Origin of the sequence: Zoogloea sp., assembly GCF_041904905.1 — a bacterium.
GTDB lineage: Bacteria > Pseudomonadota > Gammaproteobacteria > Burkholderiales > Rhodocyclaceae > Zoogloea.
In genome coordinates this window covers 1-14,695 of record NZ_JAYRMI010000089.1, presented here as the reverse complement: position 1 = coordinate 14,695, position 14,695 = coordinate 1, and the positions used below count along the sequence as shown (strand labels likewise).

The following is a 14,695-nucleotide window of genomic DNA, read 5'->3' as shown; positions in this document are numbered from 1 at the left end:
GCCCAGGCGGATTTCACAGGCATAAAAGCTGCTTTATCGCCGCGCCGGACGCCCCGGCCATGCCGGTCACCCGGATACACCCCCCTGCAAAAATGCAAGCCTTCACAAGAAAGGCTGCAAAAACGCCGGGGCCGGCGCTGTGAAACCCCCGCCTGCGCCGCAGGCTCCCCCACAGGATTGGCAATCATGCGCGTGGCGCTGATCTCATCTTCCATGGCTTTCGCCAGCGACCTGCTCGCCGCGCTGACCCACGCCGGCTTCACCGCCCAGCACTACGAGGACGGCGAGCCGCTGCTCGCGGAACCCGGCCGGCCCCACTTCGACCTGCTGCTGATCGACGGGGCCGGCCTCTCCCGGCGCGCGCCGGCGCTGCTGCACCGGCTCCGCGACACCGCCGGCTTCGACCCGGCGCTGATCCTCTTCAACTGCCCCGACTCCGAGGCGCTGCTGGCCGACGCCTTCGCGCTGGGCGCCGACGACTTCATCCGCCGCGACACCCGCCTGCGCGAGGTGCTGGCGCGGGTCGAGGCGGTGCTGCGGCGGCGCAACCGCTCCCAGCACCGGGGCCGGCGCATCCAGCTCAACTTTGCGCCCTACGCCTTCGACCTGGACGCCCGGGTGGCGCGCCTGCACGAAGCCGTCGTACCGCTCACCGAAAAGGAGTTCGACCTGACCGTGCTGCTGTTCCGCAACGTCGGCCGGCTGCTGTCGCGGGATCGCCTGCTGGCCGCCATCTGGCGCAGCCAGAACGCCACCCTCACTCGCACGGTGGACACCCACGTCAGCCGCATCCGCCGCCGGCTGATGCTCGACGCCCGCCACGGCTACCGGCTGGCCTCGGCCTATGGCGAGGGCTACCGCCTGGACCGGGTGCACGAACCCCGGGTGCTGTCGCTCCGCAATGCCGGCGACGCCCCGGACGACGACGCCCCTCAGGCGCCCAGCTGATCGACGATGCGCGCCACCACGTCGTCCACGCCCAGGTGGGTGGTGTCCACCTCGAAGGCGGCCATCCGGTAGAGGTGATCCCGCGCCTCCAGGGTGCGGTGGATGTTGTCCATCGCCTCCCGGTACAGCGCCGGCTTGGCGATACGGATGTCGTGCTGGTCCATCACCCGCCGGAAGTGGGTGTCGGGCTCGGCGTGGAGCCACACGGTGAAGAAGGAGTTGAGCAGGATTTCGTAGGTGAGCGGCTCGGCCACGATGCCGCCGCCGGTGGCCAGCACCACCTGCGGGTGCTGCACCACCACCTGCTCCAGGCAGCGACGCTCCAGGTTGCGGTAGCCCGACTGGCCATAGAGCGTGATGATCTCCTGCAGGCTCAGGCCCGCCTCCTGCTCCACCTCGCGGTTGAGTTCCACGAAGGGCCGCCCGAGCCGCGTGGCCAGCGCCTGCCCGACCGTGGACTTGCCGGCGCCGCGCAGCCCGGTGAGCACGATGCGATCCTTGCGCACGCCTTCGGCCGGCTGGTAGTCGGCGAAGATCTGTTCGCGGATGCGCGCCAGCCTGGACACCGGCTGGCGCTTGAGGAATTCGACGATCAGGTTGAAATCGCCGGTGCGGGCCTCGTCGTCGCCGAAGAGGCTCGCCACCGGCTGGTTGAGGGCCTTGGCCACCTTGCCCAGCACCACCACCGACACGTTGCCCTGGGAGCTTTCCATGCGCGCCAGATGCGGCAGCGACACGCCGGACTGCTCGGCCAGGTTCTTGCGGGTCATGCCCCGCTGGCCGCGGAAGTGCCGGATGTTGCGGGCCAGCACCGCCAGCAGCGCCGCCGAATCCGCATCCAGCCCGGCCGCCGGGGCCTCCGTCTGCGCTGCCTTGTCGTCCTGCTCCGCTGCCACGATGTCGCCCGTCATTTCAATGCAATCGCGCATTTTAGCGCCAGGCGACGCCGCTCCCCAAAGGTCCGGATCAAGTGGCGAGCATATCCTGGTGCTTGCCGCCGAAACCCAGGTAGGCCTCGACCACCCGCGGGTCGTCCGCCAGATCGGCGGCCCGCCCCTCCATCGCCACCGCCCCCATCTCCAGCACGTAGGCGTAGTCGGCCACCTGCAGCGCGGCGCGGGCGTTCTGCTCCACCAGCAGGATCGACACGCCCCGCTCGCGCAGGCCGGCGATGATCCGGAAGATCTCCCGCACGATCAGCGGCGCCAGGCCCAGGCTGGGTTCGTCGAGCATCAGCAGCTTGGGCTTGCCCATCAGCGCGCGGCCGATGGCGAGCATCTGGCGCTCGCCGCCCGACATGGTGGCCGCCGCCTGGGCGCGCCGCTCCTTGAGCCGCGGGAACAGCTCGAACACCTCGTCCATCGTCCTGGCCTGATCGCGATGCCCCTGCCGGTAGCGCTGGAAGGCGCCCAGCAGCAGGTTGTCCTCGACGCTCATCTCGCCGAACAGGTCGCGCTTCTCGGGCACCAGGGCGAGGCCCTGGATCACCCGCTTCTCCACGTTGGCGCGGCGCTGGGCGTGGCCGTCGAAGACGATCCGCCCGGACGCGTTCATCAGCCCCATGATCGCCGCGAGGCTGGTGGTCTTGCCGGCGCCGTTGGGGCCGATCACCGTGACGATCTGCCCGGCGCCCACCTTGAGGCTGACCTTGTGCACCGCCTCGACCTTGCCATAATTGACCCGCAGGTCCTGCACTTCGAGCAGCGCGCTCATTCCACACCTCCCAGATAGGCCGCGAGCACCCGCTCGTTCTGCTGGATCTCCTCCGGCAGGCCCTCGGCGATCTTCTCGCCAAACTCCATCACCACGATCCGATCGACCAGCCCCATCACGAAATCCATGTCGTGCTCGACCAGCAGGATCGCCACGCCCTCGGCCTTGAGCTTCTTGAGCAGCTCGCCCAGGGCCTCCTTCTCCTTGAAGCGCAGGCCGGCGGCAGGTTCGTCCAGCAACAGCAGGCAGGGGTCGGCCGCCAGCGCCCGGGCGATCTCGACGATGCGCTGCTGGCCCAGGGCCAGGGCGCCGGCCTCGTCGTGCATGTGGGCTTCGAGCCCCACCCGGCGGATCTGCCGGGCGGCCTCGGCCAGCAGGCGCTCCTCCTCCTTGCGGTCGAGGCGCCAGGCGGCCGGGAACACCCCCGTCGAGCCCCGCAGGTGGGTGCCGATGGCCACGTTCTCCAGCACGCTCATCCGCGGCAGCAGGCGCACATGCTGGAAGCTGCGGCTCATGCCCAGGCGGGCGATCTCGCGGGAGTCGTGCCCCGCCACCGCCTTGCCGGCGAAGACGATCTCGCCCGAGGTGGGCGTATCCACGCCGGAGATCTGGTTGAACATGGTGCTCTTGCCGGCGCCGTTGGGGCCGATCAGCGCCAGGATCTCACCGGCCTTCACGCTGAAGTTCATGTTGTTGTTGGCCACCAGCCCGCCAAACCGGCGCGTCACGTCCTTCACCTCCAGGATCGTCTCGCCGCGGGTGGGCATCGCCCGGCGCGGCAGCGCGGCGGCAGAATCCGACACCCGCCTGGGCGGCGCCTTCACCCGCAGCACACGCAGCACCGCCGGCCACAGGCCCTCCCGCGCCCGGTGCAGGATCAGCAGCAGCAACAGGCCGAAGAGGATGATCTCGAAGTTGCCCGCGTGGCCGAAGATGCGCGGCAGGATGTCCTGCAGCCACTGGTTGAGCAGCGTCACCAGCCCGGCGCCCACCACCGCGCCCCACACGTAGCCGGCGCCGCCCACCACCGCCATGAAGAGATACTCGATGCCGTGGTGCAGCCCGAAGGGCGACGGGTTCACCAGCCGCTGCATGTGGGCGTAAAGCCAGCCGGCCGCCGCCGCGTGCAGCGCCGCGATCACGAAGATCACGATGCGCGAGCGGGAGGTATCCACGCCCATCGCCTCGGCCATCACCACGCCGCCCTTGAGCGCGCGGATCGCCCGCCCCTCGCGGGAATCGAGCAGGTTCTGGGTGGTCACCACCGCCGCCAGCAGGAAGGCCCAGATCAGGTAGTAGATCTCGCTGCCCTCATCCAGCGCCCAGCTGCCGATGCGGATCGGCGGCAGGCCCGAAATGCCGCTCTGGGCACCCAGAAAATCCAGCGTGCCGAACAGGAAGTACAGGCTGATGCCCCAGGCGATGGTGCCCAGCGGCAGGTAATGGCCCGACAGCTTGAGGGTGAGCGAGCCCAGCAGCAGCGCGATGAGCCCGGTGATCGCGAGGCCGACGCCCAGCGCCAGCCACGGCGACGCCCCGGCCCAGGCGATCCAGCCCGGCAGGCTGGTGGAGGTGGTGAGCACCGCCGTGGTGTAGGCGCCCACGCCCACGAAGGCGGCCTGGCCGAAGCTGGTGAGCCCGCCCACGCCGGTGAGCAGCACCAGCCCCACCGCCACCAGGGCCGCGATGCCGATATAGTTGAGCAGGGTGACGTAATAGGGCGGCAGCAGCGCCGGCACCAGGGCCAGCACGGCCACCACCGCCAGCAATCGGATCGTGGCGTTCATTCCTCGTCCTCCACGTGATGGCTGTTGAAGGAGCGCCACAGCAGCACCGGGATGATGAGCGTAAACACCAGCACCTCCTTGAACGCGCTCGCCCAGAACGACGAGAAGGATTCCAGCAGCCCCACCAGCACCGCGCCGGCGGCCGCCAGCGGATAGCTCGCCAGCCCGCCGATGATCGCCGCCACGAAGCCCTTCAGGCCGATCAGGAAACCCGTGTCGTAGTAGATCGTGGTGATCGGCCCGATCAAGAGCCCCGAGAAGGTGCCCAGCAGCGCCGCCAGCAGAAAGGTGAGCTTGCCGGCGACCACCGGCGAGATGCCCATCAGCTTGGCGCCCGACTGATTCACCGCCGTCGCCCGCAGCGCCTTGCCGTACAGCGTGCGGGCGAAGAAGGCGTACAGCCCGACGATGAAGGCCAGCGAGCAGCCCACCACCCAGAGGGTCTGGGCGTTCACCGTGAATTCCCCAAAGCTCAGGCTGCCCTCCGAGAAAGGCGCGGTGCGCACGCCCTCGGCGCCAAAGAACACCAGCCCCAGGCCGGTGAGGATCAGATGCACCGCCACCGACGCGATCAGCAGCACCAGCACGCTGGTGTCGGCGATCGGCTGGTAGGCGATGCGGTAGATCATCGGCCCCAGCGGCACCAGGATCGCCAGGGTCAGCGCGATCTGCGCCGCCATCGGCAGCCCGCCCGCCTCCACCCCGTGGAGCAGGCCGGCCAGCGCCAGCGGGTAGGCCAGGTTCCAGCCCAGGAGGCCGCCGACGCCCTCCAGATCCCCGTCGCGCGCCCGGCCAATCAGATCCAGCGCCGCCACCCAGGCCCCCATCGCCACCAACAGCCACACCGTGGCCGGCACCTTGCCGGCCTGCAGCGCCGCCAGAGTGAGCGCCCCGAAGGCGACGAACTCGCCCTGGGGAATGAAGATCACCCGGGTGACCGAAAAGACAAGCACCAGGGCCAGCGCCAGCAAGGCGTAGATCGCCCCGCCGGTCACCCCGTCCTGTCCGAGTATCAACACGATTCCTGCATCCAAGGCCGAACCCCTCTCCTTAACCGGACTACCGTCAAGCCGCATCTAGTATTTGATATAAGCGGCACCACTTCCTCCAACAAGAATACTTTATACGATACATTAAAGTTGTAACAACTCTTTTTTGATATGTTTTGAGGCGACGAGTCTCCAAAACGAAACCAGCCACCCAGGATCGGGTGGCCGGTTTCCGGCGGACGTCGCCGCGCCGGGGCGCGCGGGCCGCCGCCCGGGCGTTACTTCACGCACAAATGTCTCGCAGGAGGCGTATAAGGGAATCTACGCGGTGATGCACTGCAGCAAAGGTGCTAGGCTAGGCCATCACACTGAATCAACCCCCGCGTCTTGCGAGACACATCATGAGCGAAGTTGACCTCAAGCAATTCTTCCTCGAACAGGTTCCCCTGTTCGCCAGCTTCCCTGCCGACAAGGTGGACGCCATCGTCGGGCAATCCCGGCTCACCACCTACGAAGGCAACGAGGCGATGCTCGAGACGGGCGACGAAGCCCGTAACATCGGCATCGTCATCACCGGCCACGCCGAGATCTCGGTAACCGACAACACCGGCACCCGCACCGTCATCAGCCAGCTGGGCCCGGGCGACGTGTTCGGGGTGATGTCCACCCTCACCGGCGACCGCATCGCCGCCGACGTGATCGCCGGCAACCGCTGCTTCGTGCTGCTGATCCCCCAGGAGGTCTTCAACCTCCACATCCTCACCAACCCGAAGGCCGTCGCCTACCTGTCGCACAAGCTGCTCGACCGGGTGCGCACCCTGTCCACCGACATGCTGAGCGGCCAGCCCGGCCAGCCCGCCAAGGCCGACGACCCGTACTCCCTGTCGCTGCACACCGACTCCCCGGGCAAGGTGCTGGCCCTCAACGTGGGCATCAGCCAGATCCACTTCGGCATCTACGACACCCACGACCTGGGCTCCGACGTCCACGGCATCATCGACAACGCCGACCCCGGCCTGTCGCGCATCCGCGTCTTCGTGGGCACCCAGGTCCGCTCCGCCGAACGCTCCCCCTTCCCGCTCACCGACCTGTTCCGGGTGATCGAGGAATCCACCCGCCTGCTCGGCGACGCCTTCGCCTTTCATCCCAGCGACGTCACCGCCGTCGGCCACCGGGTGGTGCACGGCGGCAGCAGGTTCGCCAGCTCGGCGGTCATCACCCCCGCGGTGATCGCCGACATCGAGGCCCTGTCGGTGTTCGCCCCGCTGCACAACCCGGTGAACGTCGAAGGCATCCGCGAGGCCATGCGCCAGCTGCCCGGCGTGCCCCACGTCGCCGTCTTCGACACCGCCTTCCACCAGACCCTGCCGCCCTACGCCTACCTCTACGGCCTGCCCTACGAGCTGTACAAGCAGCAGGGCATCCGCCGCTACGGCTTCCACGGCAGCTCCCACCGCTACGTGTCGCTGAAGGCCGCCGAAGTGCTGAACCGCCCGCTGGGCGAGCTGGAGATCGTCTCCTGCCACCTGGGCATCGGCGCCTCCCTGTGCGCCATCGACCACGGCCGCTCGGTGGACACCACCATGGGCATGACGCCCACCGACGGCCTCATCATGCCCAGCCGCTCCGGCAGCATCGACCCGGCGGTGATGATCCACCTGATGGAGCACAACAAGCTCTCCGCCGACGAGCTGTCGGCGATGATCAACACCAACGGCGGCCTGAAGGGCATCTCGGGCATCTCCAGCAACATCCACGACATCGAAGCCGCCGCCAACGACGGCCACCACCGCGCCCTGCTGGCCCACAAGGCCTTCTGCTACCAGGTGCGCAAGAACATCGGCGCCTACGTGGCGGCGATGGGCGGCATCGACGTGCTGGCCTTCACCGGCGACGTGGGCGAGACCAGCGCCGCGGTGCGCAGCCTGGCCTGCCAGGGCCTCGGCTACATGGGCATCCGCCTCGACGAGGAGAAGAACCGCAACCTCGGCCGGGTGGGCGACCACGCCATCGTCTCCGCCGACGACTCGCCGGTCACCATCCTCGTCATCACCAACGACGACGAGCGCCTGGTGGCCTGGGAAACCCTGCGCGCCATCGAACGCAACGCCCTGTCGGTGGCCATGCGCGAAGATCAGGCCGAAGCGCCGATCCCCATCGAGATCTCCGCCCACCACGTGCACCTTTCGCAAGCCGACGTGGACAAGCTGTTCGGCCCCGGCCACCAGCTCACCCCCGAGCACGAACTATCCCAGCCCGGCCAGTTCGCCTGCGCCGAGAAGGTGCACCTGGTCGGCCCCAAGGGCCGCATCGCCAACGTCCGCGTGCTGGGCCCCACCCGCAAGGAAACCCAAGTCGAGATCGCCATGACCGAGCAGTTCAAGGTCGGCATCCAGCCCCCGATCCGCGAATCCGGCGACCTCACCAACACCCCCGGCATCACCCTCGAAGGCCCGTTCGGCAGCACCACCATCGAGCGCGGCGTGATCTGCGCCCAGCGCCACATCCACATGTCGCCCGAAGACGCCCTGCGCTTCCGGGTGCGCGACAAGTACGTGGTGCGGGTGCGCGTCGAAGGCGAGCGCGAGCTGATCTTCGGCGACGTGGTGGTGCGGGTGAACCCCGCCTACCGGCTGGCGATGCACATCGACACCGACGAGGGCAACGCCGCCAACATCCGCACCGGCATGCTCGGCTACATCGAGGAAATCCAGAGCCGCTACTAGGCCCGCCCTCCCCTGCACGCGCCGGCCCGGCCCCCAGGGCCAAGCGCCGGCGCGCCGCAGCAGATCGCCTCCCGACCCCGCCGGCAGCCCCGGCCGGCAAGGCGTCCGTTCACAAAACTGCAATATTTTTGAACACTTTCCGGGCGGATTTCATGCCCGCCCGGATGCCTCGCGCGTATAATCCGCGGCTTCGCTCGACTGCTGCAGTGCAGCAAACCCTTCAGGCCATCGCCTCCCGTCGAGCACCCGATCCCCGCCTCCGGAGAATGCGCGAACACCATGCGCCCTGACGCCTCTAGACTGCCCGCCGTCGACGCCCTCAAGGCCATCGCCTGCGTGCTGATCGTCCTGCACCACCTCGCCTTCTATGGCCCCATGGCCGACATCGCCCGGCCGCTGATGCCCGGCTTCATCGACTTCCTCGACCAGTACGCGCGGATGGCCGTGCAGGTCTTCCTGGTGGTTTCCGGCTTCCTGTTCGCCGGCAAGTTCGGCCCGGTCGCCCTCTCCGGCGGCCCGCTCAACCTGCTCGTCCAGCGCTACACCCGCCTCGTCGTGCCCTACTCGGGCGCCCTCCTGCTGGCCATCGCCTGCTCGGCCCTGGCCGGGGTGTGGATGACCCACCGCTCGATCTCCGACGTGCCCGATCTAGGCCAGCTCCTCGCCCACGTGCTGCTGCTCCACGACCTGCTCGACCAGGAGGCCCTGTCGGCCGGCGTGTGGTACGTGGCCATCGACTTCCAGCTCTTCGCCCTGGCCGTGCTGCTGCTGTGGCTGCCCGGCCGCGTCGCCGCCCTGCGCCCGCTGGCGCCGGCCCTCGTCGCCGCGATGACCCTCGCCGCCCTGTTCGGCTTCAACCGCGACGCCTTCTGGGACGAGACCGCCCTCTACTTCTTCGGCAGCTTCGGCCTGGGCATCCTCGCCGGCTGGGCCATCCGCCAGCCCCGCGCCGGCCTGTGGCTGGCCGCCCTCGCGGCGGTCGCCGTCACCGCACTGGCGGTGGATTTCCGCCCCCGCATCGCGGTGGCCACCGCGGTGATGCTGTTCCTCGGCGTCGCCGGGCGCAGCGGCCTGCTCCACACCCTGCCGCTGCCGGCCCCGGTAAGCCGGCTGGCGCGCATCTCGTACTCGGTGTTCCTGGTGCACTTCCCCCTGTGTCTGGTGGTGAACGCGGCCTTCACCACCCTGTTCCCCACCCACCCGATGGTCAACGCCATCGGCATGCTGGTGGCGCTGGGGGTGAGCCTCGCTGGCGGCGAGCTGTTCTACCGCCACGTGGAAAGCCGCTCGCTGCCGGTGCGGATGCGCCTGCTGTTCCCGGCCGGCGTGGTGGCCGGCGGCTGGCTGGCCGCCCTGGCCCTGGGGAGCTGACCCCCGCCGGCCCGGCGCCGGCCCCGTTCTCGTCACGCCGTCCCCCGCTTGCGGGCGACGGCGTTTTTTCATCCCGCCGCCGACCGGCCGGGCCTCAGCCTGCCCGGGCGAGCATCGCCTCCACATCCACCGCATCCAGGTGCTCGGGGCTCAGGTGGGTCTCGGCGTACTCGCGGAACACCCCCGCCCGCAGGAACAGGGCGAAGAGGTTCGGGTCGATGTGCCCCTCGTCGCGCATCCGGGCCATGATGGCGATGGCCTCCGAGAGGGTCTTGCCCTTCTTGTAGGGCCGGTCGGCGGCGGTGAGGGCCTCGAAGATGTCGGCGATCGCCATCATCCGCGCCACCGGGCTCATCTCGTCGCCGGTCAGGCCGCGGGGGTAGCCGGTGCCGTCGATCTTCTCGTGGTGGCCGCCGGCCAGCTCGGGCACCGCCCGCAGGTGCCGCGGGAAAGGCAGCGCCTCGAGCATGCGGACGGTGTGCACGATGTGCTCGTTGATGGTGTAGCGGTCCTCGTCGGTGAGGGTGCCGCGGCCCACCGACAGGTTGGCCAGCTCGCCGTGGTTGTGGCGCAGCGCCGGCACCGCCAGCCGGAAGCCCCAGCGGTTGTCGGGCGCGATGCCCTCGTCCGGCCCGCGGGCCAGGCGGTGGCACGGCTTGTCGGCGAGCAGCGTCTCGGTGGCCGGCAGCGGGCGCGCGGCCCCGTGGCGACGCAGTTCCTCGTCCGACAGCCCCAGGCGGTCGTCCAGGGTGCGGGTCCAGGTCTGGGCGCCGATGCGCTGCAGGCGCGCCACGTCGGTGGCCGCCATCGCCTCGCCGCCCAGGTTGCAGGCCGCCACGAAGGCAAAGTCGGCGTCGAGCCGGGCCAGCTCCCGGTCCAGGGTGGCGTTCGCCGCGGCGGGGTCGGCCCCGGCGGCGACGGCCTCCAGGCAGGCGATGCGGGCGTCGCGCTTCTTCACCTCGAAGCGCATCCGGATCTCGTGGATGCGGTTGTAGCGCACCTCCAGCTTGGTGGCCTTGTCGACGATGCTCTCCGGCGTGGCCACCTTTCCGCAGTCGTGCAGCCATGCGGCGATGTGCACCGCCTCCCAGTCGTCTTCGCCCAACTGGAAATCCTTGAACGGCCCGTCGGTGGCGTCGCAGGCGGCCTTGGCCAGCAGCTTGGTGAGCACCGGCACCCGGGCGCAGTGGCCGCCGGTGTAGGGGCTCTTGGCGTCGATGGCGCCGGCAAGCATCTGGATGAAGGATTCGAACAGCCGCCGCTGGGCCCGGATCAGCGCCCGCGTCTCGACCGACAGCGCCGCCACCCCCGACAAGGCCTCGACAAAGCGCACCAGATCGGGCGTCGGCTCCGCCTCGAACCACAGCACCAGCAGGCCGGTGGCGGAATGATCGCGGGCGTTGAGGGGCACCGCGAGGTAGGCCAGCCGGGCCAGCCCCAGCGCGTTCGCCAGCGCCGCGCAGGGGTGATCGGCCGCCGGGCACACCCCGCCCATGCCCGACGCCAGCCCCGCCGGCACCAGCGCGGTCATGGCGGCGGCGGGCGGGGCCAGATCGCGGGGCAGGTTGGTGGCCCCGGCCCGCCGGATCGAGGCCAGCTCCATCGCGCCGTCCCCCTCGCCGTCGCCGGCCAGGTAGAGCACCCCGGCGCGGGCCTGCACCACGCCCACGGTCTCGTCCACCAGCCGCGGCAGCAGGCGGGCGAAATCCGGCTCCCGGGCGAGGGCCGCGGAGATGTCGAGAAAGTGGCGCACGCCCCGCTTCATCGACGCCAGATCGGCCGCCAGGTCGTCCACCTCGCTCACCACCGACCGGGTGGCCACCTCGCCGCCAAAGTCGAAGCGGCGGATCGCCCGGGTCTCGTCGGCCAGCTCGCGGATCGGCCGCGACACCAGCCGCGCGCCCAGATAGGTGAGCGGCAGGGCCGCCAGCATCACCAGCCCCGAGGCCAGCAGCGCGCGGGTGAGGAGTTCCCGCGCCTCCACCAGCTGTTCGTCGTCCGGCACCGCGATGCCCAGCGCCGCCTGGGGCCCGCCGGTGACCCGCAGGGGCATCACCGCGCCGTGCCAATCCCGCCCCTCGGCCTGGAAGGCCGCCAGCGCCACCTGCCCCGACGGCGCCACCGGCTGGCGGGCCAGGGCGCCGATCACGCCGCCGAAATCCGCCGCCGACCGCAGCGCCGGCGCATCCCCGGCAAGCGCGGGCGCCACCTCGCCCGGATCGCTCGCCGCCACCACCCGGCGCCGGGCGTCCAGCACCACCAGCCGGGAGCCCGGCGTGATGCGCTGCCGCGCCAGGGACGCATCCAGCGAGGCGAGGCGGATGTCGGCCCCGATCACCGCGCCGCCGTGCTCCGCCCGCCGGGCCACCGTCACCCCGGCCTTGCCGGTGGTGGCGAACAGGTAGGGCTCGGTGTAGACCAGGCCGTCGCTGGCCTGGGCGTCCCGATACCAGCCGCGGGCGCGGGGGTCGAAGCCGGCGACGAACTCGGGCCGGGGCTCGTCCCGCAGCACCGCCAGGCCGTCGTCCAGGAACAGGAAGCGGGCGCGCCCGCCCTCGATGCTCTGCACCAGCCAGTCGGCCCCCGGCGGTGCCCCGGTGGCCCGCCGGGCTTCTTCATCCCGGATGCGGAACAGCAGGAAGAAATCCCCGTTGGCGTAGCCGGCGTAGATCGACGAGGCGGCGCCCGCGGCCATCAGCGCCCGGCGCAGGAAGGGCAGGCTGGCGCGCCGCTCGGCCAGGGTGCGGGCGCCGGTGAGGCGCTCCAGCGCAGTGAGCCGCACCGCCGTGCCCACCGGCTGGAGCAGCTTGTCGGTCTCGGCGAGGGTCTGCTCGGCCACCCGGCGGACCAGATCCTCCGCCGCCCGCTCCAGCATCGCCACGCTGCGCTGGTACGACACCCAGCCGATGGCACTGCCGGCGCCCAGCACCAGCAGGAAGAACAGCGTCGAAATGTGGATGTGCAGCGGCAGGCGGAAGCGCGGCCGGCGCGGCGCGGGCTTCATGGCCGCCTACACCTGCCCGGCCAGGTTGCGCCGGTATTCGCCCGGCCGCGCGCCGGTCCATTTCTTGAAGGCCCGGTGGAAAGCGCTGGCCTCGGCAAAGCCCAGGTGGTGGGCGATGTCGAGCACGGATTTGTCGGAATGGCAGAGCTGGCTGATCGCCAGATCGCGGCGCAGGTCGTCCTTGATCGACTGGTAGGACTGGCCCTCGTCGATGAGGTGCCGGCGCAGGGTGGACACCGAGCTGTGGAGCTGCTGCGCCAGGGTCTCGAAATCCGGCCAGGTGTCGGGCGGGATGTGCCGCAGCTGGCGCCGGATGCGCGCCACCAGCCCGTCGCTGTTGCGGTACTTGACCAGGAAGTTGGCCGGCGCGCTGCGCAGGAAGGTCTTCATCGTGCGGGCGTTCTGCACGTTGGCCATGTCGAGGAACTCGGCCGGAAAGCGGATCGCGGTCTCGGCCTCGCCAAAGCGCAGGTCGGGGGAGAACAGCACCCGCCACTCGGCGCTGAAATCCGGCTCGGCGCAGCGGAAGCGGGCGTGGTCGAGGGTGATCCGCCGCCCGACGAGCCAGCACGCCAGCCCGTGCAGGATGATGAGGAAGGTGCCGTAGGCAAAGGCCCGGCGGGGCTCGGGGTGGCGCTCGACGAGCACCACCCGGGCGCTGGCGCCGTCCCGCTCCAGCACGCCCTCGAAGTCGTCCAGCACCAGCCGGAAGAAGCGCAGCGCCCGACGCAGGGCGCGCTCCAGGGTGTCGCAGTGGATCACGCTGTGGCACAGCAGGGTGAAGCTGCCGGCCTTCATGGGGTGGGCGTCCATCCCGAAGAACTCGTCGTCCATGCCCTCGGCGATGAGGTGCCACAGCTGGCCGTAGTGGGCCGACGACACCCGCGCCTGGGGCGCGTTGAGGAGTTCCGGCGAGATGCCGGCGCGGGTCAGCAAGGCGTTGGCGTCCAGCCCCCGCGCCCGCACGCCCGCCAGCGCCTCGAGCACGAAGGCGATGGAGATGGTGCCCTTGTCGGCGGTGGGAAGGCTCATGGGGCGGGCGGAGAGGTCGGTTCGGGTATCGATGGCCACGCGACGGGCAAGGCCAGACCAGGGCGGCTGCGGCGCTTTCCGACGGCCTTTTTGCTGCTCTGCAATGTGGCAAATTCTACCATTCACATTGATCGATTTCGGCATGGAAGCCCGCTCCGCTTGTGCCTAGAGTTCACGGCCATTGCGGCGCGCCCCCAGAGGCGGAGACGCGCCGGCATCCGATTCAAAATCACATCAAGAACAGGAGTGTTTCATGGAGATCAAGGACAACGTTTTCGTGGTGACCGGCGGCGGTTCCGGCCTGGGTGCCGCAACCGCGAAGATGATCGTCGCCGCCGGCGGCAAGGTCGTGCTGGCCGACGTGAACAAGGAAGCCGGCGACGCCCTCGCCGCCGAGCTGGGCGCCAATGCCCGCTTCGTGGCCACCGACGTGACCGACGAAGCCAGCGCCAAGGCCTGCTTCGCCGCCGCCGTCGAGATGGGCACCCTGCGCGGCCTGGTGAACTGCGCCGGCGTCGCCCCGGCCGAAAAAGTCGTCGGCCGCGAAGGCCCGCACCGCCTCGAATCCTTTGCCCGCACCATCAACATCAACCTGATCGGCACCTTCAACATGACCCGCCTCGCCGCGGAGATCATGAGCAAGAGCGAAGCCAACGCCGGCGGCGAGCGCGGCGTGATCGTCTCCACCGCCTCCGTGGCCGCCTTCGACGGCCAGCTTGGCCAGGCCGGCTACGCGGCCTCCAAGGGCGGTGTGGTGGCGATGACCCTGCCCATCGCCCGCGAACTGGCCCGCACCGGCATCCGCGTGATGACCATCGCCCCGGGCATCATGGAAACCCCGATGCTCCTCGGCATGCCCGCCGACGTGCAGGAAGCCCTCGGCAAGATGGTTCCCTTCCCCTCCCGCATGGGCAAGCCGGCCGAATACGCCGCGCTGGTCGAGCACATCTTCGGCAACGCCTACCTCAACGGCGAAGTGATCCGCCTCGACGGCGCGATCCGCATGGCAGCCAAGTGATGCAGTAAGGAGTGAGGCGTGAGGAGTGAGGAGACCGCGCGGGACGCGCAGTGCCCCTCCTCCCCGCTGCCGACCCCGCCTGACCGACGCCAGCGCACAACCGCCCA

The 14,695-nt window shown here is 70.0% G+C and carries 11 protein-coding genes; 4 read left to right on the top strand and 7 right to left on the bottom strand.

The features are described 5' to 3' along the window. A partial coding sequence (locus ACE3N6_RS17490; RefSeq protein WP_374247097.1) for a hypothetical protein occupies positions 1 to 215 on the bottom strand: 215 nt, incomplete at its 3' end. Between ACE3N6_RS17490 and ACE3N6_RS17485 the strand changes: the two genes are divergently transcribed. After that, entirely contained in the window at positions 214 to 948 is a 735-nt protein-coding gene (locus ACE3N6_RS17485) for a response regulator transcription factor (protein ID WP_374247096.1), read from the top strand. The two genes, ACE3N6_RS17490 and ACE3N6_RS17485, sit on opposite strands and share 2 nt — an antisense overlap. On the opposite strand, the gene ACE3N6_RS17480 is transcribed toward ACE3N6_RS17485, so the two are convergent. The 4 genes from ACE3N6_RS17480 to ACE3N6_RS17465 are packed head-to-tail and all read right to left on the bottom strand — an operon-like array spanning position 933 to position 5,482. Further along, positions 933 to 1,859 carry a helix-turn-helix transcriptional regulator gene (locus ACE3N6_RS17480; protein WP_374247095.1) on the bottom strand — a complete coding sequence of 309 codons (927 nt, stop codon included), beginning with the start codon at positions 1,857 to 1,859 and terminating at the stop codon, positions 933 to 935. The genes ACE3N6_RS17485 and ACE3N6_RS17480 overlap by 16 nt on opposite strands. Before the next feature lie 55 nt (positions 1,860 to 1,914). Further along, complete coding sequence (locus tag ACE3N6_RS17475) at positions 1,915 to 2,661, bottom strand: ABC transporter ATP-binding protein (protein WP_374247094.1); 747 nt, start codon at positions 2,659 to 2,661, stop codon at positions 1,915 to 1,917. Continuing rightward, positions 2,658 to 4,448 carry an ATP-binding cassette domain-containing protein gene (locus ACE3N6_RS17470; RefSeq protein ID WP_374247093.1) on the bottom strand — a complete coding sequence of 597 codons (1,791 nt, stop codon included), beginning with the start codon at positions 4,446 to 4,448 and terminating at the stop codon, positions 2,658 to 2,660. The genes ACE3N6_RS17475 and ACE3N6_RS17470 overlap by 4 nt, the downstream gene beginning before the upstream one ends. Beyond that, positions 4,445 to 5,482 (bottom strand): branched-chain amino acid ABC transporter permease, encoded by a 1,038-nt coding sequence (locus ACE3N6_RS17465; RefSeq protein ID WP_374247092.1) that lies wholly within the window; start codon positions 5,480 to 5,482, stop codon positions 4,445 to 4,447. The genes ACE3N6_RS17470 and ACE3N6_RS17465 overlap by 4 nt, the downstream gene beginning before the upstream one ends. Positions 5,483 to 5,838: 356 nt before the next feature. Here ACE3N6_RS17465 and ACE3N6_RS17460 point away from each other — a divergent pair, with 356 nt between their 5' ends. Both ACE3N6_RS17460 and ACE3N6_RS17455 read left to right on the top strand, forming a co-directional pair. Beyond that, positions 5,839 to 8,163: an acetate/propionate family kinase gene (locus tag ACE3N6_RS17460; RefSeq protein WP_374247091.1), complete on the top strand. Its 2,325-nt coding sequence runs from the start codon at positions 5,839 to 5,841 to the stop codon at positions 8,161 to 8,163. Between the two features lie 279 nt (positions 8,164 to 8,442). Further along, the gene (locus tag ACE3N6_RS17455) at positions 8,443 to 9,534 is read left to right on the top strand and encodes an acyltransferase family protein (RefSeq protein WP_374247090.1); all 1,092 of its coding nucleotides are present in this window, start codon (positions 8,443 to 8,445) and stop codon (positions 9,532 to 9,534) included. A 94-nt stretch (positions 9,535 to 9,628) separates the two neighbouring features. On the opposite strand, the gene ACE3N6_RS17450 is transcribed toward ACE3N6_RS17455, so the two are convergent. Then, positions 9,629 to 12,538 (bottom strand): HD domain-containing phosphohydrolase, encoded by a 2,910-nt coding sequence (locus tag ACE3N6_RS17450; protein WP_374247089.1) that lies wholly within the window; start codon positions 12,536 to 12,538, stop codon positions 9,629 to 9,631. Between the two features lie 6 nt (positions 12,539 to 12,544). Next, positions 12,545 to 13,570: an AraC family transcriptional regulator gene (locus ACE3N6_RS17445; protein ID WP_374247088.1), complete on the bottom strand. Its 1,026-nt coding sequence runs from the start codon at positions 13,568 to 13,570 to the stop codon at positions 12,545 to 12,547. Between the two features lie 253 nt (positions 13,571 to 13,823). On the opposite strand from ACE3N6_RS17445, the gene ACE3N6_RS17440 reads away from it, so the two are divergent. After that, entirely contained in the window at positions 13,824 to 14,588 is a 765-nt protein-coding gene (locus tag ACE3N6_RS17440) for an SDR family NAD(P)-dependent oxidoreductase (RefSeq protein WP_374247087.1), read from the top strand. Positions 14,589 to 14,695: the final 107 nt, after the last annotated feature.

Excerpts from the sequence above, each read along its gene's own strand:
- ACE3N6_RS17485 (WP_374247096.1), top strand. The coding sequence starts at position 214 with ATGGCTTTCGCCAGCGACCTGCTCGCCGCGCTGACCCACGCCGGCTTC.
- ACE3N6_RS17480 (WP_374247095.1), bottom strand. The coding sequence starts at position 1,859 with ATGACGGGCGACATCGTGGCAGCGGAGCAGGACGACAAGGCAGCGCAG.
- ACE3N6_RS17475 (WP_374247094.1), bottom strand. The coding sequence starts at position 2,661 with ATGAGCGCGCTGCTCGAAGTGCAGGACCTGCGGGTCAATTATGGCAAG.
- ACE3N6_RS17470 (WP_374247093.1), bottom strand. The coding sequence starts at position 4,448 with ATGAACGCCACGATCCGATTGCTGGCGGTGGTGGCCGTGCTGGCCCTG.
- ACE3N6_RS17460 (WP_374247091.1), top strand. The coding sequence starts at position 5,839 with ATGAGCGAAGTTGACCTCAAGCAATTCTTCCTCGAACAGGTTCCCCTG.
- ACE3N6_RS17455 (WP_374247090.1), top strand. The coding sequence starts at position 8,443 with ATGCGCCCTGACGCCTCTAGACTGCCCGCCGTCGACGCCCTCAAGGCC.
- ACE3N6_RS17450 (WP_374247089.1), bottom strand. The coding sequence starts at position 12,538 with ATGAAGCCCGCGCCGCGCCGGCCGCGCTTCCGCCTGCCGCTGCACATC.
- ACE3N6_RS17445 (WP_374247088.1), bottom strand. The coding sequence starts at position 13,570 with ATGAGCCTTCCCACCGCCGACAAGGGCACCATCTCCATCGCCTTCGTG.
- ACE3N6_RS17440 (WP_374247087.1), top strand. The coding sequence starts at position 13,824 with ATGGAGATCAAGGACAACGTTTTCGTGGTGACCGGCGGCGGTTCCGGC.